This is a genomic window from Streptomyces sp. DvalAA-14, assembly GCF_900091855.1.
Lineage (GTDB): Bacteria > Actinomycetota > Actinomycetes > Streptomycetales > Streptomycetaceae > Actinacidiphila.
Genome location: NZ_FMCH01000119.1, coordinates 1 through 26,378, shown reverse-complemented (window position 1 = coordinate 26,378; position 26,378 = coordinate 1). Strand labels below are relative to the sequence as shown.

Sequence of the window (26,378 nt, the reverse complement as noted above, 5' to 3'; positions counted from 1 at the left end):
CTGGCGGATGCGCGGCCGGTGCATCTGCTGACGACGGAGGGTCTGGCGGCGCGGCTTCCGTCGCACGATGTGCCGTTCACTCTGCTGGACCGCGCGGTGTTGGCGGCGCTGCCGCCGGCTGGGGTGCCCATGGTCGGGGCGCTCGCGGACCATCCCGCGTATGTGATCTACACCTCGGGCTCCACCGGCCGCCCCAAGGGCGTCACCGTCACCCACCGCGGCTTCCACCACCTGGTCCGCAGCCAGATCGGCGTCCTCGGAATGGGTCCGGGCAGCGCGGTGCTCCAGATGGCCTCACCCAGCTTCGACGCCGCCTTCTCGGAGATCTCCTCCGCGCTGCTGAGCGGCGCGACGCTGGTGATGGCCGACGCCGACGCGCTGCTGCCGAACGCCGGACTGGCCGAGACGATCCGGGAGTTCGGCATCACCCATGTGACGCTCACCCCGGCCGTGCTCGCCGCGATGCCCCCCGACGACACCGTCCTGTCCGGTGCCACCATCCTGCTGGCCGGCGAGGCGTCCACCCCGCAGCTCGTGCGGCAATGGGCCGGCGGACGCAAGGTCTTCAACGGCTACGGCCCGACCGAGACCACCGTCTGCGTCACCATGAGCCCCCGACTGGCCGCCGAAGGCCCGCACGCCCCGACCCACACCGTGCCCATCGGCTCGCCCGTGCTCAACAGCCGCCTGTATGTGCTGGATGCGGCGCTCGCGCTGGTCCCGCCGGGTGTCACGGGTGAGTTGTATGTGGCGGGTCCGGCGTTGGCCCGTGGTTATCTGGGTCGGCCGGGTCTGACGGCGGGGCGTTTCGTGGCGGATCCGTTCGGTCCGGCGGGCAGTCGGATGTACCGGACCGGGGATCTGGTCCGCTGGAATGCCGACGGGCTGCTGGAGTACGTCGGCCGGGCCGACGACCAGGTCAAGCTGCGCGGTTTCCGTATCGAACTCGGTGAGATCGAGGCGGCGTTGGCCGCCCAGGACGGCGTCACCGCGGCCTGCGCCGTCGTCCGCGAGGACCAGCCCGGCGACCGCCGGATCGTCGCCTACCTGACCACCACCGGCGCGGCCGGCGACATCGGCCCGGGCGGGCGGCCGATGGACGCGGCCCCGCTGCGTACGGCGCTGGCCGCCACCCTGCCCGACTACATGGTGCCGTCGGCATTCGTCGAACTCCCGGCGCTGCCGCTGACTCCCAACGGCAAGGTCGACCGGCGCGCCCTCCCGGCGCCCGACACCACCGGCCGCGGCCGGGCCGGACGCGCTCCGCGGACCCCGCAGGAGGAGACCCTGTGCGGACTGTTCGCCGATCTGCTCGGCGTGTCAGCGGTCTTCGTCGACGACGACTTCTTCCTGCTCGGCGGCCACTCGCTGCTGGCCACCCGGCTGATCAGCCGGATCCGGTCGGTGCTGGGCGTGGAACTGTCGGTACGCGACCTGTTCGAGCACCCCACCGTCGCCGAACTCGCCCGGATCACCGCGGGCGCGGGAGGCGGCCGACAGCGGGTGGCGGCGCGGGTACGGCCCGAGGCGCTGCCCCTGTCCTTCGCCCAACGGCGGTTGTGGTTCCTCAACCGGCTGGAAGGCCCGAGCGCGACGTACAACATCCCGCTGACCGTCCGACTCGACGGCGTCCTCGACGTCCCCGCGCTCCGGGCGGCCCTCATCGACGTCGCCGGCCGGCACGAGACGCTGCGCACCCGCTACCCCGAAGCCGACGGCAGCCCGCAGCAGGTGGTCCTGCCGCTGCGGGAGGCGACTCCGCGCCTGCTGCTGCGCGAATTGGGCCACGGGGACATCGACGACCATGTGGCCCGGGCGGTGGCCCAGCCGTTCGACGTGACGACGGATCTGCCGCTGCGGGCCTGGCTGTTCCGCCAGTCGGCGGACTGCCACACCCTGGTCGTGGTCGTGCACCACATCGCCGCCGACGGCTGGTCCCTGGACCCGCTGACCCGGGACCTGGCCGCCGCCTACCGGGCCCGCCTCGAAGGGCAGCCGCCGAACTGGGCGCCGCTGCCGGTGCAGTACGCCGACTACACGCTCTGGCAGCACGAGCTGCTGGACGGCGCCGACAACGCTCTCGCCGAGCAGCAACTCACTTACTGGCGGCATGCGTTGCGCGGTCTGCCGGAGCAAGTGAGCCTTCCGCAGGACCGTCCTCGTCCGGCCGTCACCACCCACCGCGGCGACATCCACTCCACCACCCTCGACGCCGAGCTCGGGCGCGGGCTACGGCGGTTGGCGCAGGACACGGGCACGAGTCTGTTCATGGTGCTGCAGGCCGGTCTCGCGCTGCTGCTGCACCAGCACGGTGCCGGAACCGATATTCCGCTGGGTACGCCGATCGCGGGCCGTACCGACGATTCGCTGGACGAGTTGGTGGGTTTCTTCGTCAACTCGCTGGTGCTGCGCACCGATCTGTCCGGCGACCCTACATTCCGGGAGCTGCTGGCGCGGGTACGTGACCAGGACCTCAGTGCGTACCAGCACCAGGACCTGCCCTTCGAGCGGCTGGTGGAAGACCTCAACCCGGTCCGGACCCAGAGCCAGTCCCCGCTCTTCCAGACCATGCTCGTCCTGCAGAACCAGCAGACCGCCCGCCTCGACCTGCCCGGCATCACCGCGACCCCGCTGACCGGGCACGGCGGCGTCAGCAAATTCGACCTCACCTTCTCCTTCAGTGAACTGCCGGACGAGGGCGGCCTGCACGCAGCCGTGGAGTTCGCCACCGAACTGTTCGACACCGCGACCGTCGCGCGGCTGCTCGACCGGTTCGCCCACCTGCTCGACCGGCTCACCGCCGACCCCGACCGTCGTCTCGCCGCGTACCCCGCGCTCACCGACCAGGAGCGGGCCGACGTACTGGCCCTGGGATGCGGGCAGGTCGTCGGGATGCCGGCCGCGACCTTCCCGCGGCTGTTCGTCGAGCAGGCGGCACGGGCCCCGGAGGCCGTCGCCGTACGCGACGGGTTCCAGGCGCTGACCTACGGCGAACTGGACGCGCAAGCGAACCAGTTGGCCCACCACCTGATCGCTCGCGGCGTGACCCCGGAGTCCGTGGTCGCCCTGGCGCTGCCCCGACGGGTGGAGTTGGTGCTCGCGGTGCTGGCGGTGTTCAAGGCGGGCGCCGCCTACCTGCCGCTGGACCCCGCTTATCCGCGGGGCCGCCTCGCCTACATGATCGGCGACGCGCAGCCCGTCCACCTGGTCACCACCCGGGATCTCGCCGCCCAACTCCCGCCCACCGACGTCCCCACCACCCATCTCGCCGGGTTCGCCGAGTTCGCCGCGTGGCCCGTCACCGAACCGCCCGTCCGGCGTCTCCCCGACCAACCGGCCTACGTGATCTACACCTCCGGTTCGACCGGCCGCCCCAAGGGCGTCACCGTCACCCACCGCGGTGTGGCGAGCCTCCTGCGCACCCACGCCGACATCCTCGGCGTCACCGCCGACAGCACGGTGCTCCAGATGGCGTCCCCCAGCTTCGACGCGGCTTTCTGGGAGCTGGCCATGGCGCTCGGCAGCGGCGCCACCCTGATCCTCGGCGACCCCGCCGCCCTGCTCCCCGGTCGCGAACTGACCGCGCTGGCGGCCCGCGAGGGCATCACCCATGTGACGCTGACGCCGGCCGTACTCGCCACGACGCCGTACGACGCCCAGGCCTTCGCCGGAGCCCGCATGGTCCTGGCCGGTGAGGCGTGCACCCCGGAGCTGGTGCGCCGCTGGGCGCCGGGCCGCCGGATCCACAACGCGTACGGCCCGACCGAGACCACCGTCTGCGCCGCGATCAGCGCACCCCTGGCCGCCCATGGCCCCGGCGCCCCCACCCACACCGTGCCGATCGGCGGCCCGGTGCACAACGCACAGGTCTACGTGCTGGGCGACACCCTCGATCTCCTGCCGCCCGGTGTCACGGGTGAGTTGTATGTGGCGGGTCCGGCGTTGGCCCGTGGTTATCTGGGTCGGCCGGGTCTGACGGCGGGCCGTTTCGTGGCGGATCCGTTCGGTCCGGCGGGCAGTCGGATGTACCGGACCGGGGATCTGGTCCGCTGGAATGCCGACGGGTTGCTGGAGTACGTCGGCCGGGCCGACGACCAGGTCAAGCTGCGCGGCTTCCGTATCGAACTGGGCGAGATCGAGGCGGCGTTGGCTGCCCAGGACAGCGTCACCGCGGCCTGCGCCGTCGTCCGCGAGGACCAGCCCGGCGACCGCCGGATCGTCGCCTACCTGACCTCGACCGAGGGTCGGACCCCGCCCGCGCAGGCGGAGTTGCGGGCCGCACTGGCCGCCGGCCTGCCCGACCACATGATCCCGGCTGCCTTCGTCCACCTCCCCGCGCTGCCCCTGACCCCCAACGGCAAAGTGGACCGCCGGGCGCTGCCGGCGCCCGGCCCGGCGAGTTCGGCCGGCGGCCGGCCCCCGCGTACCCCGCAGGAAGAGGTCCTCTGCGAGGTCTTCGGTCAATTGCTCGGCGTACCCCGACTCACCATCGACGACGACTTCTTCCAACTCGGCGGTCATTCGCTGCTGCTGGTCCGGCTGGCCCGGCGCGTCGACGAGCTGTTCGGCGTACGGCTGCCGATCCGGGCCCTGTTCACCGCGACGACGGTCGCCGCGGTGGCCCGGCTGCTCGACCGGGCCGGCGAGGGCGACGCGGTCACCGGGCCCGTCGACCTGGTCAAGGAAGTGGAACTGCTGGGCGGCGTCCGCCGCACCCGGGCAGCCGGACCCACCGGCGGCGCCGGCCGGACGCTGCTCACCGGCGCCACCGGTTTTCTCGGCGCGTTCCTGCTGCGGGACCTGCTGGAGTCCACCGACGAGCCGGTCGAGTGCCTGGTCCGGGCGGACAGCGCCGAACAGGGCCTGCACCGCCTCCGGGCCGCGCTCACCCACTACGGCCTGTGGCGGGCCGACTACGAACGCCGGATCGTCGCCCTGCCCGGGGACCTGTCCGCCCCGTCGCTGGGCTGGGACAAGCAGGCGCTGACCGCACTGAGCCGGCGCGTCGGCACCGTGCTCCACAACGGTGCGGACGTCAACGTCGTCGCCCCGTACGGGAGTCTGCGGGCCGCGAACGTCGGCGGCACCCGGGAACTGCTCCGGGTGGTGGCGGACTCCGCCGCCGGGGTCCTGCACTACGTCTCCACGACCAGCGTCTACGCGCCCGGCGGCGACAACCGGGCGGCGGTCACCGAGACCACGCCGCCCGGTCCGCCGGACGCGCTGACCAGCGGGTACGCCCAGAGCAAGTGGGTCGCGGAAGGCATCGTGGCAGAGGCCCGGCGGCACGGCGTGCCCGTACACGTGCACCGCCCCGGCCGGATCGCCGGCGATCGCACCACCGGGGTGTGCCAGGAGCAGGATCTGCTCTGGCAGTTCGTCAAGGGATGCGTGCAGGCGGGCGCCGTGCCGGAGGGGGCGACGGAGTCGACCGGGTGGGTCCCGGTGGACCACGTCAGCGCCGCGATCGTCCGGCTGACCGCCGAACGGCTCCCGGCCGACGCCGACTTCCACTTCACCGATCCGTCCGCGCCGACCGTCGACCAGGTCTTCGACGCGCTGCGCGGCCGCGGCTTCGCCCTCGAACAGGTCCCGGTGGATGGGTGGTTGGAGCGGGTCGGGGCGCAGACCGACAACGTGGCCCAACTGCTGCTGGGCATGCGGTCCGACGCGCGGGCCGATGCCCGCTCCGGTGCCCGCTCCCATGCCCGCCCCGATGCGCAGGCCGCCGAACGCACCGGGGCCCCGGAGACCGCGCCGCCGCCCGCCCGCGCCTTCGACTCCTCCCGCACGGCGGCGGAGTTGAGCCGCCTCGGCCTCGCGGCACCGCGGATCACCGACGCCACGATCCGCACCTACGTCGACTACTTCGTCCGCAGCGGATTCCTGCCCGCGCCGCCGTCCTCCCCCGGCACCGGTCACTGACCGCCGCCGCCACCCCTTTCCGGGCGCCACCCGGCCGCCCGGCCACCCACCCCCGAGGAGAACGATGATCCACGCCCGGCGCCACCGCGCCCTGGCCCTTCGCGCGTCCGCCGTGCTGCTGGCGGCGGCGACCCTCGCCCTGCCGACCGTGGCCCACGCCGACACCCCCACGGCGGACGCGGCGGTGACCCTGACCGCCGTGCCGCACTTCGCCCTGCTCGCCCCGTCGATCGTCTACACCGTACGGGTCACCGACAACGGGCCCGACGCGCTGACCGGCGCCCGGGTGACCACCGCCGTGGCCGACGTCCTCACCCCGGAGTCCGGCGGCGCCTGCACCACCAACCCGGGCAGTGCCGTGTGCTCCTTCGGGCCGATCGCGTCGGGCTCCTCGCAGACCCAGACGTTCACCCTCCCGATCAACCCGGTCACCGTCGCCCTGACCCTCCGGGCCACCGCGACCATCACCGCGTCCTCCGCGGCCGACCCGGACACCACCAACAACACCGAGACGGTGGACTGCACTTACCTGACCGCTCTCGACGCGCACTGCTCCTGAACCACGGCCGCTCCTGTGGCGGACGCCGGCTCCGGCCGGCGTCCGCACCACCCCGGGACGCGGCGCCGGTACCGGCTGCCGGGGGCGGATCCGATCTGTCCGCACCCCGCGTCCCGGACCTCGCTCCCTCACAGTCCGGACGGGTCCTCGCCCACCGTGGCGTCGAAGCACTGCTGCTTGCCGCCTGCCGCGGGCAGGAAGCAGGCCCGGACGACCGTTCCGGGACGGGTCACGCTCATGGGGGTGTAGACGTAGGTGTCCGCGTCGGTCCGGTCCCGGACCCGGGCGCCGCGCATGGTCTCCCTCATCCATCCCGTTCCGCCCGTTCCGCCCGTTCCGCCCGTTCCGCCCGTCCCGCCTGTCCGCATCTCGATCCGGTCGCCGATCCGGCCGCCCCACATCCGGGCCCAACTGGTCCCGCACACCACGCTGTAGCGCAGCTGGACCGAGGCTCCGGTGGCGGTGCGGCGCTCCAGAAGGGTTTCCGGCGCGGCGGCGCACATCATCGCCATCGGGTCCTCGCCCTCGCAGCCGGCCTGACGGCACCGCGGGCCGGCGGCGGACGGGAGCGCCGACGGTGCGGCCGCGGCGGTCCGGCGGTGCGGGAGGAGGAACGAGGTCGCCGCGACCGCCCCCAGCACCACCGCGAGGACCGACATGAGGACGGCGGCGGCCGCCGTTCCCCGGTGGCCCCCGAGGGGGGTGCTCCGCTTCGGCGCCGGCGCGGGAGCCGGTGCCGGAGTGGGCGCGGGAGCGGGAGCCGGGGTCGGAGCCGGGGCCGCCGGGGTCGGGGGCGGCGGTGGAGCTGGGGGAGCCGGTGCCGGCGCGGGTGCCGCGGCCGTACCGGGTGCGGGTGCGGGTGCGGGCGCCGGGTTCGCGTCCGGGGCCGTCTTCCCGGCGGCAGCGGCCGGCGACGGCGTCGCCTCTTTCGCCCGGCCGCCCCACTCCGACTCGGCGATCTCCCACAGCGCCAGACAGTGCCCCTCGGGCTCGTTCGCGAGGCGGCACAGCGCCTGGACGGCGGCCCGCGGCGGGAGCGCCTTGCCGTTGAGATACCGCTCCCAGGACGACTTGCTGAACGCGGTCGCCGCCGCGAGCCCCGCCAGGCTCAGGCCCGTTTGCGCCTTCAACTGCCGCACCGCGGCGGTCAGTCGGGCGCCCTCCGGTGATGACGCCGGCAGCGTCATCCGCGCAGCGCCTTCCAGGTCTTCGGTCCGATGATGCCGTCGACGACCAGACCGGACCGCTGCTGCATGACCATCACGGCGCGCTGCGTCAACGGACCGAACATCCCGTCGATGCCCCCCGGCGAGATGCCTGCCCGGCGCAGCAGGCACTGCGCCTCGGCCACGCCGGGCCCGACCGCGCCGTAGCCGAGGTTGGCGTCGGGACTGCGGCTGATACCCGCGGACCAGAGCCCGCCGACGCGCTCGATCCGGCAGGTGTACGGGGGAGGCGACGACGATGCCGCGGCGGTGGACGGGACGGCGGGGGCGGCCGCCGGTGCGCCGCTGTCGTCGAGCCGCAGGACGAGCAGGACCGCCGTGGAAATGGCGAGTACCAGGGCCACCGCGCCGGCCACGAGCGCCAGGCGCAGCGAATGCCCGGGCGTCAGCGTACTTCCGGCCCCCTCCGCCGGGCAGGACTCCTCCGCCGGGCAGGCCCCGTCCGTGAGGCAGGCGCCGCCCTCCGCCGGGCCGACCGGTTCGGCGGGGCCGACGAGTTCGGCGGGGCCGGGGGCTTGCGCCGCTGCCTCCGGTCGCGCGGCCGGTGCCTCGACTCCCGTGGGCGGGAGTTCCGGCTCCGGGGTTTTCGCCGCCGCCTCCACCGGACATTCCGCCAGTTCCGTGGCGGCCCCTTCGGCGGAGTCTGCCGTCGCGGCTCCGTTCGCGCGCGCGCTGCCCCAGGTGTGGGCGGCGACCTCGCGCAACGCGAGCAGCCGGACCGGATCGAGGCCCGCGATCCGGGCCAGCGCCTCCACGGCCTCCCGGGGCGGCAGCGACCTGCCGCCCAGATAGCGTTCCCACGACTTCGCGCTGTAGCCCGTCTTCGTCGACAGCTGTCGCAGGCTCAAACCGCTGTGATCCTTCAACAGGCGTAACCGCGCCACCAACTGCCGCATCCGCGGATCCAGTTCGGTGGGCAGCGCCTTCCAGCGCGGCATCTTTCCCCCAGTCGCGGTCAGGACCGTGTTCAGCAGCCCCCCGTTCCGACGCATTGTGCATGAGCATTCCCACCTCTGCCACTGCCGTCCCGCCGCACCGTCCCGCCGGGCGACGCCGTCGCAGGTCAGCGGACCGGGCGTCCCACGAAGCCGTCACTTGGCGGACAGCCGTGGCCGGGCCGGCCGGTCTCCCCGCACTGTGGTGGCACCACCTGCTCGCCGGCCGGGCCAGGTGCCGACCCACGATCCGAAAGAGGAACGCATGCGATCGAATGCTTTGGCCAGGACCATCGTCGGTCTCACCGCCGTCGCCGGCATCGCCGCCGGCAGCCTGGCGACCGCAAGCACGAGTTTCGCGGCGCCCGCGCCGGCCTCCCAGTCGGTGGTGAGCGCGCACCCCTTCTCCGCGCTCACCACCCAGAACTTCGGCCTGAACACCGCCCAGGCGGAGAATGTGCAGAGGTTCCTGGCCGAGTACTGGGGCTACACCGACGGCATCGACGGGCAGCTGGGCACCAACAGCTGGAAGGCGTTCCAGCGCTGCCTCGCCCAGTACTGGGGTTACACCGGCGCGATCGACGGCGACCCCGGCACCAACACCATCAAGGCCCTCCAGCGCCTGCTGAAGGACAGCTACGGCTACACCGGCGCGATCGACGGCGTCGCCGGGTCCGGAACCCAGGCGGCGTTCAAGCGCTTCGCCGGCTGACACCCCCCACCACCAGAGCCCGCGGTCCGTCCTGCACGGGGAGGACGGGCCGCGGCCTGCCGTCCCCCACCGCCCGGCGGACGCCCGGCGAAGGTCCGTCCCCACCTCCACCCCCACCCCCACTGCCTCGCACGGGGGCCGCGGCGTCCGGGCGTCGACGCGCGACCCTACGCCGAGGACGTCAGGCGGCGGGCCATGCCCCGGTAATCGATGACGAGGCCGGCCGGGTCGAATTCCAGTTCGCTGCTGTAGTCGCCCGACGTGTAGCGGACGCGCGCGCCGCCGGTGGTGCGGGACAGGTGGGCGTAGTGCTGGCGGGACGGCCGGACGGTCAGGTCGGGTACCGAGACGAAGGCCATCAGGAAGTCCTGTTCGCCCGGGCCCCGGTGCAGGCCGTGCCGGAGCACGGGCATGGAATTGGTGAGCGGGCACAGCCCCAGGTCGCAGTCGAGGGCGCGGTGCAGACCGCTCAGCGGCTCCCCGTCGGCCGTCCAACGGCCGTCGTCGTGGCGGCGCAGGTCCAACTCGCGGGTGGCGGCGGACGATTCGGCGGTCACCTGGAGTCGGCGGGTGACGAAGTCCGGCCCGGTTTCCAGCGCGTACGAGATCCAGTACGCCTCGGGAATCGTCCCGACCGCCCGGCCCCGCGCCCGCAGGGTGTCACCGTCGCGTTCGATCCAGGAGGTCTCGAAACCGCCGCTCTCGGTCACTTCCCAGCTGGGAACGTGGTGCGTCGTCACGCCCCCAACTGTAGTGGCCGACGGGCCGCGGTCGCCGGGGTGTGCGGGTCGGGCGGGAGCCCCTGGGACCCCGGCGCCCGCCCCGGCGGTTGACGGGCTACCTCTTCCGGCTGCGGCGCTTCACGGTCGCGCCGCGGATCAGCAAGTGGACTTCCCACGCGATGGACAGTGCCGCCGCCGCTATCCAGATCAGCTTGAACACGGTCTGGGTGTCGGAACTCTTCGCAATGGAGATCATGCCGCTGATGAGCAGCACCGCCGCGACGCATTGACGCGCGGTAATGGCACCGTTTGCTACGTTTTTCAAGGGACATCCACCCTGGGTTCTCGCCGCGGACACGAAGATGGCGCGCCATCGCGGCGGTTGCCCCCCGCCCCGCCCGCAGGGCGGGAGCGGCAGCCCCATCCGCCCGGCGTCCCCATCATGACCAGCGGATCCGCCGTTGATCACCGGCACACCCTAACGACGCGCCCGGGCACGGCGGTTGCGCACCCGCCGCACCGCTCGCCCGCCGGGCCCGCCCACCGGAGCGGACGGCCCGACGGCGCCGCAGCGCAGCGGCGAGGGGAACGGCAAGCGGGAAACGGCGAGCGGAACGGCGAGAGGGGGTGTCAGCGCACGTGGACCGTCACCGTGACGGTCTTGAGCACGGCCGGGAGCTTGGTGGTGTCGACCTTCAGGATCTCGCCGTTGTCCGTCCGGCCCGTGGGCGGCAGCACCTTCTGGTGGACGGTCCACTTCCCGTCGGGGTCGACAGCGATGGTGTCGATGCCGAAGTCGTCGTCGTTGGACAGGTACACCGTCCGGCCGGCGTCCGTGGTGGCCACGCCCTCGACCTTGTCGTGCGCGAAGAACGCCCCGCTGGGGTCGAGTTGGCTCACCAGCGTGCCGACGTTGAGGTACGGCTGCTTCTGCGCGACGTTGACGCCGGCGCCGGTGAGCGCGGTGAGCGCCGCATTGGTGCCGGCCGTTCCGACGAAGGCCTCGGGGGACTTGCCGCCGATCGTCAGGCCGCTGACGTCGGTCGCGCCGTTGATGTCGACCTCGTAGAGGGACTTCTGCGCGAACGGCTGGAAGTTGCCGTCGCGCTCGTCGACCAGAAACTTCGTGCTGGACAGCGCGGTGATCTCGCTGTTGGCGTCACCGGTGGTGGCCGGGTTGTCCAGCAGGTAGAGGTACTGCTTGGACTGGTACGTGTGCAGGTTGATGGTGATGATGCGGGTCGCGGCGACGTTGGCGGCCTTGGTGCTGCCGAGGTCCGGCTGCTGCAGCGCGGACTGCATGACGCCCACCAGGGTGGATCCGTCCGGGGTGATCGTCAGGCCTTCCATGCCCTTGTTCTTGGCGCGGTTGGCGAGTTCGGGCGGAAGGTATCCGATGATCTTGTGCGACGCGTTGTCCGGGCTGTTCCGGTACGGGGTCAGCCGGCCCAACTCGTAGCCGTTGGCGTCGAAGTGGGTGATGTACGGCCCGTACTCGTCCGAGATCCAGAACGTGCCGTCCGGCAGTGCGACCAGGCCCTCGGAGTCGTAGCCGTACGGGTCCTTGGCGACCGGCGTCGGCGTACCGCCGTGGGCGTTCGTCGCGGCGACGTCGTCGATCACCTCGCTCGTGTCGTGCGGCGGGCGGCCGCTGTACTTCACGCCGCCGAGGCTCTTCGGCCCCCGCAAGGTGACCTGCTTGAGCAGTTCGGCCTTGCCGTTGACGAGCTTGAACTCGCCGATCTCGGGGGAGAAGTCGGGGACCATCTCCGACTTGTTGCCGTCGGGGGCGTCGGCGTTCGGGCCGCGGTCGGTGAGGCCGTAGAAGTAGCCGGACTTGCCGGGGACCGGGGCCAGCGACGAACCGTAGCCCTCACCGGAGATCTGGGTGGTGGTGCCGCCCGGGCCGGCGACCTCGGCGAGCGGCGGCAGGGGAGCGCCGTTCGCCTGGGTGTCCTTGAACAGCTGTACGGCGTCGGTCGTCGTGTACGTGAAGGTGTCCGTGCCCTTGAAGCCGGACTTCGGCGTGTACGTGAACGTGCCGTCCGCGTCGACCGAAGCGGTGCCGTCGGCCGGCGCGGTGTGCCGCACGACCGCGGTGGCGCCGACGTCGTTGCGCAGGACGTTGCCGGTCACCGTGCCGTGGCCGGAGAACGAGTCGGCGGTCGCGCCGAAGTCGTGCGTCGGGGCCGACAGCCAGCCGGCCGTGTGGGCCGCGGCGGTGCCGGTACCCACCACGGCGACGGTGGCACCGATCGCGATGGCGATCCGGAGCCGCTTGCGGGAGAGGGGTCGTGAAGTCATACCCGTGAACCTGTCGGTCAGGAATGAACTCCCGGCCGATTTCCGGTGAACCGCCGGTTCAGGAAGAAGGCACTTCGGTCGCTTTCGATTTCCGGCGTTTTCGCTGATGGCCGTGGGGTCACTGGGGTCGATGAGCGGCGGCCGCGCGGGCGGCCCCGCTCTCTCAGCCCGCGTCGGCGTCGACGTCGGCCAGCACGGTGGGCAGCGGCCCGCCCGGCCCGCCGTCCATGTCGACGCTCACCGTGAGCCGCGTTCCGTACGGAAGGGTGGTCCGGGTGCTGACCGGATCGGCGAAACCGTCCTCCAGCGAGCTGCAGGCAGGCCCCGTCACGGACCACTGCGGGTCCGGCTTCGGGGCGGGCAGGTGGTTGGCACCGAGCCACTGCTGCAGGTGCACCGTGTCCGTGGTGAAGGCCATGGCCAGCAAGGTCGGCGGTTCGCTCGCGGTGAGATACGTGAGGTGCCGCGCCCCTGTCGGCAGGAACAGCCCCACGTGCTGGGCCAGTTCGGTCAGCGGCTCCGAACTCCCCGCGCAGGCACGGGAATCCGACGCCGGGAATCCGGGCTCCGTCGCGCGGTGCACCCCCCACCCGACCAGCCCGCCGAGGACGAGCACCAGCGCGCAGAAGAGCGCCCACCGCCTGCGGGGCGGACGGCCCTCGGTTCCCTCCGCCGCCAGCGGCCGGTCGAGCGACTCATGTGTCACCGCTGGACCCTAGCGGACGGCGCGCGGCGGGCTCCCGGCGGCGGTCGGGTGCCGGGCATCGGGCGAGCCGGGCCGCGGCTCGTACCTCCGGGTCGGCGCCGGGCCGTTCGCCGGGTCGCCGACACAGGGCCCGGGTCCTACCCTGCCGGGATGGGTGGTGTGGATCGTGCGGGCGGCGCGGTGGTCGGTTCGGCGGTGGGGGACGCGCTGGGCGCGCCGTTCGAGTTCGGGGCGGCGGGCGTGTTTTCGGCCCGGTTCGCCGAGCCGGGGTACGGCGGAGAGATGTGCGGGGGCGGCGGCTGGGAGCCGGGGGAGGCCACGGATGACACGCAGATGGCGGTGTGCGTGGCCGAGTCGCTGCTGGAGCGGGGCGGGTTGGATCTGCCGGACGTGTTCGCGCGCTTCCAGCGGTGGGCGGCGGCCGATCCGAAGGACATCGGATTGCAGACCGAGGATGTCCTGACCAACGGCCTGCCGTGGGACGGTGCCGCCGCGGAGCACTTCCGCACCCATCACCGGGCCGCCGGGAACGGTGCGTTGATGCGGGCGGCCACCTCCGGGGTGTACTTCGCCGGGCGCGGCCGTGCGGCCACCATGGCGGCCGGGCGCCGCCTGGCGGCTCTCACGCACGGGGACCCCGCCGCGTGGGAGGGCACCGCGATCTTCCACGAACTGCTGCGCGTCGCGCTGAACGGTGCGGACCCGTTCGCCGCGGTTCCCGACGCCCTGGCCGCGGCTCACCCTGATCACCGCGGGCGCTACGCGACCGTACTGGCCCCGGACTGGCACCCCGAGCAGGCAACGGAGTTCAACGGCGCGGTCTGGCCCTGCCTCGGCTCGGCCGTCTGGGCCGTGCGGACGACCGGCTCCTACGAGGAGGCGGTCCGCGCCTCGATCGACCTGGGCGGCGACACCGACACCGTCGCCGCGGTCACCGGCGCGCTGGCCGGCGCGGTCCACGGAATCGACGCTGTCCCGGCGCGCTGGACCGGGCCGCTCCATGTCCCCCTGCCGGGCTCCGGCACGCGCGTGCTGCGCCTCGTGGACCTGCTGACCTTGGCCGGGCGGTTGGCCGGCAGCCCGGAAAACGGACGACCGTGAACGTCAACTCCGCCTCCAGTCGCGGAGTTTCTCCGGGTTGCGGACGACCCAGATCCGCCTGATCCGGTCGCCCGCGATGTCGAACGCGAACACCGTCACGGCGACGCCGGCCTGCTCGGCGACCAGACCGGGCTGGCCGTTGACCGTACGTTCCAGGAACGTCATGTCGCCGGGCCTGCGCCGGGCGATGTCGATCCAGGCGTGCGCGATCCGTTCGCCGCCTTCGATGGGGCGAAGGAAAGTGAGGGCGAGGCCGCCGCCGTCGGCGATCGCGGTGGCGTCCGGGTCGAGCAGGGCGACGAGGGCGGCGATGTCCATGGCCTCCCAGGCCTGTTTGAAGTCCCGGACGACGGCGGCGCGCTGGGCCGGCGGCGTTGCGGAAGGCTGCGCGGCCCGGATGCGGCGGCGGGCCGAGGAGGCCAACTGGCGGCAGGCCGCCGGGGTACGGCCGACAATCCCGGCCACTTCGGCGAAGGAGTGGCAGAAGACGTCGTGGAGGATGAACGCGACCCGTTCGGCGGGGGTCATCGATTCGAGCACGACCAGGAAGGCCAGGCCGACCGACTCGTCCAGGGTGATCCGGTCGGCCGGGTCGACGGTGGCGCCGCCCGGCTGCCCGGTACGCCACTGCGTATGTTCGGGCAGCGGCTCGGGGATCCACTCGCCCACGTAGGTCTCGCGCCGGGCGCGGGCGGAGCCGAGCAGGTTGAGGCAGACGCGGCTGGCGACCGTCGTCAGCCAGGCGCCGGGGGACGCGATGGCGTCCCGCTGCCGCGGCGGCATGGCGTACCAGCGGGCGTAGGTCTCCTGGACGGCGTCCTCGGCCTCGGCCAGGGAGCCCAGGAGCCGGTAGGCGACATTGATCAGCTGCCGCCGCTCGCTCATGATCGCGTCCAGGCCCGGATCGGGCCCGCTGTGTCCCGGCCCGGATCGGATGGTCATGGTGCCGACAGCTCCCTCGCTCGCATCTGCCCTCACCGGTCCGACCGGACAGCGGACCGGAATGTGAGGCCGGCGGGTCGCCTCACATAAGCGGGGGCTGTGTTGTCGGACCGCTGAGACGAACACACCGTCCCCGCGAACAGGAAGCCCGCAGCCATCATGACGACTCCCACCCCGGCACCACCCTTCGCCGACCCGGCGCCCGGGCACCGCCTTCAGCGGGCGGCCACCGCGCTGACCGCCCACGGTTTCACGGTGGAGATCCTCGACGACGCCGCCGCCGCGCGGACCCGCGTCGACCAGCTGATACCGGAGGGCGCCGACGTGTTCACCGCGGCCAGCGAGACCCTCCGCCTGTCCGGTATCGAGGAGGACATCAACGCCGGCGGACGCTACCGGGCCGTCAAGCCGCGCGTGCTGGCCATGGACCGCGTCACCGGCGCCGACGACATCCGCCGGCAGCTCGCCTGCCCCGACGTCATCGTCGGCAGCGTCGCCGCGCTCACCGAAACCGGCTCCCTGGTCGTCGCCTCGGGCAGCGGAAGCCAGTTGCCCGGCTACGCCGGCGGCGCCGCCCGGGCGATCTGGGTCGTCGGGGCGCAGAAGGTGGTCCCCGACCTGGCCACCGCGCTGCGGCGCGTCGAAGACCACTGCCTCCCGCTGGAAAGCGCCCGCACCCAGAAGGTCCACGGCTGGCCCAGCGCCGTCAACCGCCTGCTCGTCCTCAACGCGGAACACCGCCCGGGCCGCGGCACCGTGCTGCTGCTCCGCGAGGCCATCGGCTTCTGAACCGTTCCCGTCCGGGCGGCTCGCGCGCCTTCGGTCCGGACCGTTGCCAACCACCCGGCGGCTCCGCCACCTTGGTGTCGACACCCTCTCCACGCAGTTGTCGGCTCTTCGTTCTTCGCTCGTTTCCTGTCGTCCCTGGAGGCCGGGGCAGGCGCATCGGCGCCCGGCCGTGGAAGGAAAAGACGTGCGCAGACTTCTCGCGATCCTGACGGCCGCGGCCGGCGGCGCCGCCCTGCTGGCCGCCGCCGCGCCCGCGGCGGCCCACGCGGCCGTACCGCTGCCGAGCACCTGCTCGGGTGTGCTGCGCGTCAACGGTTTCGCCTTCGATCCGGCGACGGTCCCGGCCGGCGGGTCCGCTGCGGCGGCGCTGACCGCGACGAACTGCACCGGCCAGTCGCAGGCGGTCACCGAGACGTGGACCGGGCGCTTCGGCGTCGACCCGGGTTCCGGTGGCATCGCGCCGGGCTGCCCGGTGCTGGACCCGTTCCCCCGCACGGTGACCTTCGGGCCGCACGAGCGGATCACCACCAGCACGACGTACACGACGTTCGCGGGCTGCACCGCGACCCGCCTCACGGTGACCGTGACGATCACCCAGGGCGGCACCCAACTCGCCACCGTCAGCGCGGTGTTGGCGATCCGGTAGGACCGGGCGCGCAGCACCCGGCAGCAGGCGGCGGGGCGGCGTGGGCGGCGGCCGGGACGACGAACGAGCCCCAGGCCGTTCACCCGGGGCTCGTTGCTCGTTGCCGGCCGCTGGCCGCTCGCCGCTCATCGCGGACCCGGACGGCCGCGGTCGCGAACGCGGCGGCGGACCGCCCGTCAGCCGGTGGCGGTCGCCGGGTCGCTGGTGCCCGCGGCGCCGGTCTCCACGTGCCCGGCGAAGCGCCGCACGTACGCGGTGTCGGCGCTGGAGGTGACCGTGATGTCGTACCAGCGGTTGCCGGCCGCCACGCCCCAACCGGCCACGCTCTGCGAGCCGTTCGCCTTGACGGTGTAGGTGTAGTGCGCGGTGGGCGCGTAGGCGTCGGTGGCGGTGAAGGTGACCGAGCCGGGGCCGGGGTTGCTGAACACCAGCGTGACGTGGCCGGTGCTGGCGTCGTGCCGGGCGGTCACCTCGGGGCCGACCGAGCCCGCCGTGCCGGCCATGCGGCGCAGGAATCCGTTCGGTCCGCCGACCGAGAAGTCGTAGCGGGAGGCGGCAGCCGGCAGCGCCCAGCTGTCGGTGAGGGTCTTGCCCGCTTCGACGGTGTAGGGCCACGGGCCGTCCGTGCGCACCGCGGACGTGACGAGGAAGGCGGCGCCCGCCGCGCCGAGGCTGCTGAAGGTGAACTGCATCCGCCCGCCGACCGGCTCGGTGTCGGCGGCCAGGTTGTACGGCAGGGCGCGGGCGTTGCGCAGGCCCGGCTCCTGCTTGGGCAGCACGCCGGTCGCCGGCGGGGTCGGGACGTAGTTGCCCGGGTTATTGTGGTTCGGCGGCGCGTAGCCGCCGGTGCCGGGGAGCGCGGGCGCGGCGGTGTTGCTGCGGGTGAAGTCGAACGCGGCGGTGAGGTCGCCGCAGACCGCGCGGCGCCAGGGCGAGACATTCGGGTTGCGTACGCCGAACCGCTTCTCGATGAACTGCACGATCGAGGTGTGGTCGAAGGTCTGGGAGCACACCCAGCCGCCGGTGCTCCACGGCGACAGGACCAGCATCGGCACGCGCGGCCCGAGCCCGTACGGCCCGGCGGCGTACCCGGCCTTGCCGCCGGTGTAGAGGTCCTGGGTGACGTCGGCGGTGGACAGGCCGCGGGCGGCGGAGGCCGGCGGGAACGGCGGCACCACGTGGTCGAAGAAGCCGTCGTTCTCGTCGTAGGTGAGGAAGACCGCCGTACGGCTCCACACATCGGGGTCCGCGGTCAGCGCGGCCAGCACCTGGGAGACGTACCAGGCACCGTAGTTGGCAGGCCAGTTGGGGTGCTCGCAGAAGGCCTCGGGGGCGGCGATCCAGGAGACCTGGGGCAGTTTCCCGGCCAGCACGTCGGCCTTGAGCTGGTCGAAGTAGCCGTCGCCGCTGGTGACGCTGGTGCCGGTGCGGGCCTTGTCGTACAGCGGACTGCCGGCCTTGGCGTTGCGGTACTGGTTGAAGTAGAGCAGTGAGTTGTCGCCGTAGTTGCCGATAAAGGCGTCGTCGGTCCAGCCCCAACTGCCGGCGGCGTTCAGGCCGGTACCGGTGTCCTGGTAGACCTTCCAGGACACGCCCGCCGCCTCCAGGACCTCCGGGAAGGTGCTCCAGCCGTAGCCGGCCTCCTCGTTGCCCAGCACCGGGCCGCCGCCCTTGGCATCATTGCCGGTGTACCCGGTGTACATGTAGTAGCGGTTGGGATCGGTGGAGCTGAGCATCGAGCAGTGGTAGGCGTCGCAGATGGTGAACGCGTCGGCGAGGGCGTAGTGGAAGGGAATGTCCTGGCGGGTGAGGTACGCCATCGTGGTGGTGGTCTTCGCCGGGATCCAGCGGTCGTAGGCGCCGCCGTTGAACGCCTGGTGGGTGCCGGACCAGCTGTGGTCGAGGTCCTGGATGAACTGCAGGCCGAGGTTGTCGGCGGTCGGCCGGAAGGGCAGCGTCTCCTTCCCGGCGGCGTTCGCCTGGTGGAAGACCGACTTGCCGCTGGGAAGGGTGGCCGGCCGCGGGTCGCCGAAGCCGCGGACACCCTGCAGGGTGCCGAAGTAGTGGTCGAACGAGCGGTTCTCCTGCATCAGGACGACGACGTGCTCGACGTCCTGGAGGGTTCCGGTTCCGGCGGCGGCCGGGATCGCGGCTGCCTTGGCGATGCCGTCGGTGAGCACGGAGGCGGCGGCGGTGGCTCCGGCGAGCTGGAGGAATCGTCGACGGTTGACGTTGGGCACGGGGGGCTCTCCTGACGTCCGGTGGCAGCGGCCCGGGCAGCGGGCATGCCCGCGCGAGGGCGCGCGCTGAGGAGGCTGGTGCGGCACGCCCGGTCAGCTGTGACGCGCGCATGAACATGAAGATGACGGCCCGCACATCGTGTCAACGCCGCGTGAACGGCCCCGTGCGTCGGCCCGTCCGGCGGTCGACGCACAGGAGACGCCGGGGGTGCGCCGGAACGGCGGCACGGCGTGGCCGGTCCCTGTCGCCCATGGGGACGGACGCACTATCGTCGCGAGCATGAAGGTCCGGCGCAACGTCCGCGCGGTTCTGCTCGACCACGATCATCTGGTGTTCCTCCGGCGGGGCTGGCCGGACGGGCCCGCCTACTGGACAACCGTCGGCGGCGGGGTGGAATCCGACGACGCGGATCTCGAAGCGGCCTTGCGCCGCGAGGTCCTGGAGGAGATCGGTGCCACGATCGGCCCGGTCACCGAGTTCCTGACGCTGACCGAACCGGGCGAACGGGTCACGGTCGTCCAGCACTTCTTCCGGGCCGACGTGTTGGACATGGATCCGAGCCGCCGTAGCGGTCCCGAACTGGACGATCCCGACCTCGGGGACTTCACGCCGGTTCGCATCCCGCTGGACGTGTCGGCGGTGGCGGCGCTCGAGCTGCAACCGGTCGAGCTGGCCGACTACGTGCTCGATCACGTCGCATCCTGGCGCGGGGACACACCACCACCGCGAGCGGCACCCACCGGCCGCGCCTGAACACGCCCGGCCCGCGGCGGAGCGCGGTGGGCGGTGCGGGCCCTACTGGGGTGCGGGCCCCACTGCGGTGCGGGCCCTACTGGGGTGCGGGCCCTCCTGGGGTGCGGGCCCTCCTGGGGTGCGGGCCGCAGCGCGGTCGCGGGTCTCACCGCGGTTGCGGCCTCACCGCGGTGCGTGGCTGACGCCGGGGATGAGCCGGCTCCAGGGGCGGGGTCCGCCGCTCGCCGCCGCGACGCCGGTCTCGTCGTAGCGGGAAGTGGCCAGCGACCAGGCCAGATTGCCCGCCATCAGATGGCGCATACCGTCGACGTAATGGCTGACGTGCTCGCAGGTCTCCCGGGGGACCCCGCGGCGGTCGAGGGTGCCGGGCAGCACGGCGGCGAGCTGCTCGAAGCGGTCCGTACGGGTGTTGGCGAGGGCGCTGATGTACTCGACCGACTCCTCGATCGTGCAGCCCTTGTGCGCGCGGTGGACGACCACGCTGTTGTTGACGTCGCCGACCGCCAACTCCTTGAGCAGCGAGACGATGTCGTTGACGAAGATCACCACGTCGCCGGTGATCTCCCGCATCTCCCGCAGGGCCGGCCAGCCGTGCAGGTCGTCCGGCAGGGTGTAGCCGCCGCACCGCTCGGTGAAGTCCAGGCACGGCCGCACCCCGATGGAATCCCGCCGTATGTCGAGGAACTGCTCGAAGGAGGGCGGCCGCTCGGCGTTGCGTTGGCGCGCCTCTCCCTCGTGCGCGGCCAGGTACGCCCGCCAGTGCTCACGGAACCGCAGCCGCCAGGCGTTCGGGGCGGACGCGGTGGACCGGAGCCAGATGTCCCGGAAGGCACGGACGAGCGGGGTGTCCTGCTCGCCGCCCGGCCCCGGGACGTCCCCGGCGCGGCGTGCCCCGGATGTGTCCCGCGGGCCGGCCGGTGGGTGCCCCTGCACCGTCATCGTGCCGACGAGGGTGTCCACCACCCGCCGTATCTCTTCCGGCCGGGTGCCGAGGCCCCCGTCGAACTGGTCGTCGAAGATGAAGAACCAGGCGTTGAAGTCGGCCGCCAGTTCCAGGCCGGCGGCGGTGGCGTCGGGATAGAAGTACGCCATCAGCCGTTCCAGCCGCAACGCGTCGTATTCGGCGGTGGCGACGTCCCCGGTGAGCAGGCCCATGCCCTGCGCCCACTGGAGAGTGTGCTGCCTGGCGCGTTCCGCGTGCCGGTTCAGCCGCGCGGGGAAGGGGATCCGGACGGCCGCGGCGCGCCGGGTGGGATCGAGGGGGAGAGCGGGGCCGGCCGGCGTCTCGTCTGACATTCGCCCTCCAGGATGCCGCGAGGTGCCCGGCCGGCTGGGGCGGCGCGGGCCCGAGGTGTTCCGGGTGCCGTGCAGAGCGTAGGGCAGGCGTACGCAAGCGGACCCCGGCGGAGGGGTGGTGCCGGGTGCGCGACCGGCGCACACGATGTCCGCCGCGCGCGCCCCCGGGCGACCTGCCGTCGGGCAGTCGGCCGGCCGTTCCCTTCGTGCCCCGTTCCGGCCCCGTTCCCGCCGAGCTCCTGCCCTATTCCTGCCCTGTTCCTGCCCTTTAGGGCCGCGGGCCGGCCCGGTGCGGGCCTGCGGAAGATATGACGAAGCGGACTTCATATCGTGCTCACGTGCGTACGCTGGGCGTACCCAGATGGCACAGGCGAGCGGGAACACCACGCTTTCGAGGGAACTACATGTCTTTCACCGGAGACCAACCGCTCTGGCGGACAGGGCTGCTGTTGGAGCGGGAGAGAGAAACCGCCGCGCTGGAATCCCTGTTGGCCGAGCTGAGCGGTCCGTCCCAGGAACCGGCCGCGACCGGCACCGGAGGACTGCTGGTCTTCGCCGGGCCCGCCGGGCTCGGCAAGACCACTCTGCTCAACGAGGTGCGCCGAAGGGCCCTGGCCCGCGGCTGCACGGTGCTGTCCGCGCGGGGCGGGGAGCAGGAGCAGGGCGTCGCCTTCCAGGTGGTCCGCCACCTCCTGCAGCCGCTGCTCGCCACCGGCACCGAGGAGGAGCACCGCGAGGCACTGGGCAACTGGTACGACATCGTCGCACCCGCCGTGGGCCTGGTGGCCGCCCCGAACGGCTCCCCCGACCCGCAGGGCGTGCGGGACGGCCTGGACTGGATCGTCACCCGGTTCGCCGTGCAGCGCGCCCCGCTCGTGGTGATGCTGGACGACGCGCACTGGGCCGACGCGGAGTCCCTGGCCTGGCTCACCGGCTTCGCGCCCCGGGTCAACGAACTGCCGATGCTGCTCGTCGTCGCCTACCGGCCCGACGAACTGCCGCGCGCCGCCGAGACGTTCGGCAGGCTGGCGGTGCGCCACGGATCGCGCCCGCTGGATCTCGCGCCGCTCACGCCGGGCGCCGTCAGCCGTATCGTCCGGGACATCCTGGGCGAGGACGCCGACGAGGCCTTCTGCCGGGAGACGTGGGCGGTCACCGGGGGCAATCCCTTCGAGGCCGTCGAACTCGCCGCCCGGTTCGCCGACCGCGGGCTCAAGCCCCAGGTCGTCCACCTGCCCGAACTGCGGGAACTCGCCTCCGCGGTGAAGGGCGGCGGCCTGGTCGCGCAACTGGAGCGGCTGGGCACCTCCGCGGTCCGCTTCGCCTGGAGCGTCGCGGTCCTGGGTGCCGGGGCGTCCCGCCGCAGGGCCGCCAGCGTCGGCGGGCTGGGCGAGGCCGAATCCGCCGACGCGGTCAGCCGGCTGCGTGAGGCCCGCATTCTCGCCGAGCCGCCCCGCGACGGGCACGAAGCCGCCGACGGCCGCCTCGAGTTCTTCCATCCGCTGGTGTCCACCGCTGTCTACCAGGCGATCCCGGCCGCCTTCCGGGTCGCCATGCACGGCCAGGCCGCCGCGGTCGTCGCCCAGGCCGGGCTCGGCTCCACCGCGGCCGCCCGCCACCTGCTGGAGACCCACCCCGAGAGCGACCCATGGGTCGTGCAGCAACTGTGCGCGGCCGCCCGCGAGTACCAGCGGGCGGGCGCTCCCGACGCCGCCCGGCGCTGCCTGGCACGCGCGTTACGCGAACCGCCGGCCATGGAGGACCGCGCCCAGGTGCTGTTCGAGCTGGGCTGCTCCGCCCTGCTGACGGAGCCCGCGATCACCGTCAACCACCTGCGGGCCGCGCTGGACGAACCCGTGCTCACCCCCGACCTGCGCGAGGCGATCGTCTACCGGCTGGCGCAGGCGCTCGGCCACTCCGACCGGATGGCCGAGGCGGCCCAGACGGTCGCGGAGGCGGCCCGCTCGGCCACCGACGTCAAGACCCGGCTGCACCTGCAGGCCGAGCAGTTCATGTGGAACGCCTTCCGCGCCGACGAGCAGGACTCGACCGCCCGCTCGCGCAAACTCGCCCGGCTGGCCGACCACTTGCCCGGGCGGGGCGCCGCCGAGCGGTACATCCTCGGGCTGCGGGCCTGGGACGCGATGGTGCGCGGCGAGCCCGCGGCCACCGCGCTGCACTGGGCGGACCAGGCCCTGGCCGGCGGCCTGCCCTGGACCGACGAGCTCTGGGGCTTCGAGGTGCCGGTCCTGGTGGCCCTCACCTTCATGTACTGCGACCAGCCGGGGCGGGCCGAGCAGCTCTTCCACCAGGGCATCGCCGAATGCCAGGACAAGGGCTGGCGCGGCGCGCACCTCTCCTTCGGCTACACCCTGCTGGGCTACATCCGTTTCCGCCGGGGGCGCCTGAGCTCCGCGGAGACCATGGTCCGCGACGGCCTGCGGATCGCCGACCGGGTCGGGCAGCAGGTGCCCGCGCAGTATTTCGCGCTCGGCATCCTCATCGAGATCCTGCTCGCCCGGGGCCGCGTCGAGGAGGCGCAGGAACTCGCCCTGTCCTACGGCTACGGCGACATCACGCCCAGCGCCGTGGTCTACCCGGACGCGCAGACCGTCCACAGCGAACTGCTGCTCGCCCTCGGCCGCCACCGCGAGGCCGAGGAGCAGCTCACCCGGGTCGGTGCCCGCCTCGACGCCCGTGGCATGCGCAATCCGGCCTGGTGCCCCTGGCCGCTCCGGCTGGCCCTGGCCACCGAGGCCACCGACCCGGAGAGGGCGGTGGCGGTCGCCGAGGAGGGCGTCGCCAGGGCCCGCAGGTTCGGTACGCAGTCCGCCGTCGGCCAGGCGCTGCACGCCCTGGCCGCGGTGACCCCCATGCCCCGGCGCGCCGCCCTGCTCGCCGAGGCCGTCGGGCACCTCGAACGCTCGCCGTCCGGCTACGACCTGGCACGGGCGCTGGTCGACCACGGCGTCGCACTGCGGCGCACCGGGCTGCCGCAGCAGGCCGCCGAGCAGCTGCACCGGGGGCTGGAAGGGGCCGCGCTCAGCGGGGCCGACGGCCTCGCGGCGCGCGCCCGCGAGGAGTTGGACGCCACCGGCCTGTGGCCGCTCCAGCCCCGTGTCGCGGACGCGGACGCGCTCACCGTCCAGGAACGCGCGGTGGCCGAATGGGCCGCGGCCGGCAGGTCCGTGGCGCAGATGGCCGAGGCACTCGGCACCTCGGAGGTGACGGTGACGCGGCTGCTGTCCGACATCTACCTCAAGGCCGGCTGCGACTACACCGGCCTGCCCCGGCTGATCGCCGGAACCGACAGCAAGACACCGTAGCGCCGCGCCGCGCCTCGTCCGGGTGGCGCCGCGCGATCGGCGGGCCGGCCGGCGAGGGGGCGTGAGTCGCCGAGGGGTGCGCCCCCGGTGGCGTCGCGTCTGAACGGCCGCGTGGCGGCGGCCGAGCCGGTCGAGGCGGAGGAGCCGCCGGTGTCCCGCGCGGGCCCGCCCGCCCGGCGTGTGACGGGACGCGGACGAGATCCCCAGGCGGGCCGTGCCGCCGTGCACCGGCCACCGGCTCTCGGCCGACCGTCCGCTCAGCCGACCGCCCGTTCGCCCGCGGAGCCCAACCCGGCCCGGTACGGCGGCCGCGCCGGCTGAACCCGCCCAACCGGCCGCCGGTCCGACGCGGCCTCCACCCGCGGGTTCAACCCGGGGTCCACCCGCGGGTTGAAGGCTTCCGGGAGCCCGCGCCGGACAGTTGAGACATGAGCCTCTCCGACTGGATCATCGACCTCGCGCTCCTCCTGATCGTCTTCCGCCAGCTGCGGGAGGAACGGCTGAGCGCCCGCACCGTTCTGCTGCCGCTGGCCCTGATGGGATGGGCGGCCGCCCACTACCTGCGGGACGTGCCCACCGCCGGCAACGACCTGGCGCTGATCGCAGCGTTCACCGCGACCGGGGTCGCCTTCGGGCTCGCCGGGGGCCTGCTCACGCGGGTCCGGTACGCGGCCGGGGACGTACGGGTCAGGGCCACGCCCGGTGCGGCGGCCCTGTGGGTGCTCAGCATGGGCTTCCGCCTCGGCTTCGCCGTCTGGTCCTCGCACGCCTCGGGCGCCGCGCACCTCACCCACTTCTCCGTCGCCCACCACATCACCACCGGCCAGGCATGGGTGACCGCGCTCCTGCTGATGGCCTTCGGCGAGGTCGTCCTCCGCGTGGGTACGATCGTGGTACGAGGCCGGCTGCTCAGCGCACGCGCCGGCCGGCAGGAGTCGCCCGCCCCGGTGCGCGTGGCCCGTCCCGGCACCTACGTCTGACCGCGGGAAGCACGGCGCGCACATGCTGTTCGGCCCGCCGAACGGTGAACCGTGAACGGTGGCCGCCGACAGGCCGGACCGGCCGTCGCCCGACAGGCGGCGCCGACCCTCGACCGATGGGAGGAGCCTCGGATGCCGACCGAGCAGCGCGGGACCGGCACGAAGCGGTGGCAGCCGCTGGACCGCCGTGTCGTCACCGGCGCGACGATGATGATCGCCTGCGGCACGGTGACCGTGCTCGCCGCCGCCGGCCCGATCCGCCAACTCGTCGTCGGCGTCCTGCTGGCCTGCGCCGAACTCGGCCTGCTGGCGTCCCGGCGGTCCCGGCCGTCGTACACGGCGGGTTACGCGATCGCGGTCACCGTCGCCGCCGGCCTGGCCGCGATCGTGCTGTCGCCCAACGGCCTGGGCGAGGTCCCCGTGCTGGCCGGTGCCTCGGTCCTGCCCTTGTGCGTACCGGCGGGTGCGCCGCGGATCACGGGAGTCACCGCGGTGTCGATCGCGTTCGGGGTGACGGTCGTGGCCGTCTCGGGCAGCCTGGTCGGCCTGCTCGCCGGCGTGGGCACCTGGGCCATCGCCGACCGGTCCGTCGAGCGGGTCGCCCTGCAGGCCGAACGGGACCGGGCCGTCGCACTGCTGGCCGAGGTGGAGGCGTCCCGGCAGGCGCAGCAGGAGGCGGCGGCGGCCGAGGAGCGCAACCGCATCGCCCGCGAGATGCACGACGTCCTCGCGCACAGCCTCGCCGCCCTGTCCGTGCACCTGCAGGCCATCCGCGCGATCGCCCGCCGGGAGCATTCCCCCGCGTCACTGACCGGCCCGCTCGACCGCGCCGCCGGCCTCGCCCGCGACGGCGTCCAGGAGGCGCGCGCCGCGGTCGGCGCCCTGCGCACGCCCCACCTGCGCGGTGTCGACGACATCGACGCACTCGTCGGAGGCTTTCCCGGCAACGCGGACCTGCGGGTCACCGGCCGCCCCGGCAGGCTGGGCCCCGAGGCCGGGCACGCGGTGTACCGCGCGGTGCAGGAGGCGCTGACCAACGCGGCCCGCTACGCCACCGGCAGCGCGATCGAGGTGCGCGTGGCCTGGGACGCGCGGACGCTGCGGGTCGCCGTCCGCGATCACGGCCTGCCGGCCGGGCACCGCGCGTCGGGGGTGCAGGGGAGCGGTACCGGGCTGCGGAGCATGAGCGAGCGGATCGGCGCGGTCGGCGGCACG

Annotated in this window: 19 protein-coding genes; 10 read left to right on the top strand and 9 right to left on the bottom strand. The window is 73.5% G+C overall.

The window, feature by feature from the left end:
• Positions 1-5,925, top strand: a 5,925-nt coding sequence (locus GA0115240_RS05645) for a non-ribosomal peptide synthetase (protein ID WP_141708738.1), incomplete at its 5' end; no start/stop codon positions are given.
• A 64-nt stretch (positions 5,926-5,989) separates the two neighbouring features.
• Positions 5,990-6,484 (top strand): DUF11 domain-containing protein, encoded by a 495-nt coding sequence (locus tag GA0115240_RS05640; protein WP_093735548.1) that lies wholly within the window; start codon positions 5,990-5,992, stop codon positions 6,482-6,484.
• Positions 6,485-6,612: 128 nt separating this feature from the next.
• Here GA0115240_RS05640 and GA0115240_RS05635 read toward each other — a convergent pair whose 3' ends face one another.
• Both GA0115240_RS05635 and GA0115240_RS05630 read right to left on the bottom strand, forming a co-directional pair.
• Positions 6,613-7,671, bottom strand: coding sequence for a helix-turn-helix domain-containing protein (locus tag GA0115240_RS05635; RefSeq protein WP_093735547.1), 1,059 nt, complete (start codon positions 7,669-7,671; stop codon positions 6,613-6,615).
• Positions 7,668-8,648: a peptidoglycan-binding protein gene (locus GA0115240_RS05630; RefSeq protein ID WP_093735546.1), complete on the bottom strand. Its 981-nt coding sequence runs from the start codon at positions 8,646-8,648 to the stop codon at positions 7,668-7,670. Before GA0115240_RS05630 ends, GA0115240_RS05635 begins: the two co-directional genes overlap by 4 nt.
• Positions 8,649-8,910: 262 nt before the next feature.
• Between GA0115240_RS05630 and GA0115240_RS05625 the strand changes: the two genes are divergently transcribed.
• Positions 8,911-9,357: a peptidoglycan-binding domain-containing protein gene (locus GA0115240_RS05625; protein WP_093735545.1), complete on the top strand. Its 447-nt coding sequence runs from the start codon at positions 8,911-8,913 to the stop codon at positions 9,355-9,357.
• A 167-nt stretch (positions 9,358-9,524) separates the two neighbouring features.
• Here GA0115240_RS05625 and GA0115240_RS05620 read toward each other — a convergent pair whose 3' ends face one another.
• The 4 genes from GA0115240_RS05620 to GA0115240_RS05605 all read right to left on the bottom strand — a co-directional run bounded on the left by GA0115240_RS05620 (position 9,525) and on the right by GA0115240_RS05605 (position 13,089).
• On the bottom strand, positions 9,525-10,097 hold the full coding sequence (locus GA0115240_RS05620) for a putative glycolipid-binding domain-containing protein (protein ID WP_093735544.1): 573 nt from the start codon (positions 10,095-10,097) through the stop codon (positions 9,525-9,527).
• A gap of 97 nt (positions 10,098-10,194) precedes the next feature.
• On the bottom strand, positions 10,195-10,404 hold the full coding sequence (locus tag GA0115240_RS36065; protein WP_141708737.1) for a hypothetical protein: 210 nt from the start codon (positions 10,402-10,404) through the stop codon (positions 10,195-10,197).
• A 305-nt stretch (positions 10,405-10,709) separates the two neighbouring features.
• Positions 10,710-12,383 carry an esterase-like activity of phytase family protein gene (locus tag GA0115240_RS05610; RefSeq protein ID WP_093735542.1) on the bottom strand — a complete coding sequence of 558 codons (1,674 nt, stop codon included), beginning with the start codon at positions 12,381-12,383 and terminating at the stop codon, positions 10,710-10,712.
• 163 nt (positions 12,384-12,546) lie between these two features.
• Positions 12,547-13,089 carry a hypothetical protein gene (locus GA0115240_RS05605; RefSeq protein WP_093735541.1) on the bottom strand — a complete coding sequence of 181 codons (543 nt, stop codon included), beginning with the start codon at positions 13,087-13,089 and terminating at the stop codon, positions 12,547-12,549.
• Between the two features lie 150 nt (positions 13,090-13,239).
• Between GA0115240_RS05605 and GA0115240_RS05600 the strand changes: the two genes are divergently transcribed.
• A complete protein-coding gene (locus tag GA0115240_RS05600) occupies positions 13,240-14,190 on the top strand; it encodes an ADP-ribosylglycohydrolase family protein (RefSeq protein WP_093735540.1) in 951 nt (316 codons plus the stop codon).
• Positions 14,191-14,193: 3 nt separating this feature from the next.
• Here the strand turns inward: GA0115240_RS05600 and sigJ are convergent, their stop codons facing one another.
• Positions 14,194-15,132 (bottom strand): RNA polymerase sigma factor SigJ, encoded by a 939-nt coding sequence (sigJ, locus tag GA0115240_RS05595; protein WP_093735539.1) that lies wholly within the window; start codon positions 15,130-15,132, stop codon positions 14,194-14,196.
• Positions 15,133-15,291: 159 nt separating this feature from the next.
• Here sigJ and GA0115240_RS05590 point away from each other — a divergent pair, with 159 nt between their 5' ends.
• Entirely contained in the window at positions 15,292-15,921 is a 630-nt protein-coding gene (locus GA0115240_RS05590; protein WP_093735538.1) for an LUD domain-containing protein, read from the top strand.
• A 184-nt stretch (positions 15,922-16,105) separates the two neighbouring features.
• The gene (locus tag GA0115240_RS05585) at positions 16,106-16,567 is read left to right on the top strand and encodes a hypothetical protein (RefSeq protein ID WP_093735537.1); all 462 of its coding nucleotides are present in this window, start codon (positions 16,106-16,108) and stop codon (positions 16,565-16,567) included.
• A gap of 176 nt (positions 16,568-16,743) precedes the next feature.
• Here the strand turns inward: GA0115240_RS05585 and GA0115240_RS05580 are convergent, their stop codons facing one another.
• Complete coding sequence (locus GA0115240_RS05580; protein WP_093735536.1) at positions 16,744-18,807, bottom strand: phosphocholine-specific phospholipase C; 2,064 nt, start codon at positions 18,805-18,807, stop codon at positions 16,744-16,746.
• A gap of 280 nt (positions 18,808-19,087) precedes the next feature.
• On the opposite strand from GA0115240_RS05580, the gene GA0115240_RS05575 reads away from it, so the two are divergent.
• Positions 19,088-19,561, top strand: coding sequence for an NUDIX domain-containing protein (locus GA0115240_RS05575; protein WP_093735535.1), 474 nt, complete (start codon positions 19,088-19,090; stop codon positions 19,559-19,561).
• 162 nt (positions 19,562-19,723) lie between these two features.
• Here the strand turns inward: GA0115240_RS05575 and GA0115240_RS05570 are convergent, their stop codons facing one another.
• Positions 19,724-20,857, bottom strand: a complete 1,134-nt coding sequence (locus GA0115240_RS05570) for an isoafricanol synthase (protein WP_093735534.1) — start codon at positions 20,855-20,857, stop codon at positions 19,724-19,726.
• A 404-nt stretch (positions 20,858-21,261) separates the two neighbouring features.
• Between GA0115240_RS05570 and GA0115240_RS05565 the strand changes: the two genes are divergently transcribed.
• The 3 genes from GA0115240_RS05565 to GA0115240_RS05555 form a co-directional block, all read left to right on the top strand.
• Entirely contained in the window at positions 21,262-24,183 is a 2,922-nt protein-coding gene (locus GA0115240_RS05565) for an ATP-binding protein (protein WP_093735533.1), read from the top strand.
• A 428-nt stretch (positions 24,184-24,611) separates the two neighbouring features.
• On the top strand, positions 24,612-25,163 hold the full coding sequence (locus GA0115240_RS05560) for a hypothetical protein (RefSeq protein WP_093735532.1): 552 nt from the start codon (positions 24,612-24,614) through the stop codon (positions 25,161-25,163).
• 132 nt (positions 25,164-25,295) lie between these two features.
• Positions 25,296-26,378 (top strand): sensor histidine kinase (locus GA0115240_RS05555; RefSeq protein ID WP_093735531.1); only part of this gene is annotated, 1,083 nt, incomplete at its 3' end.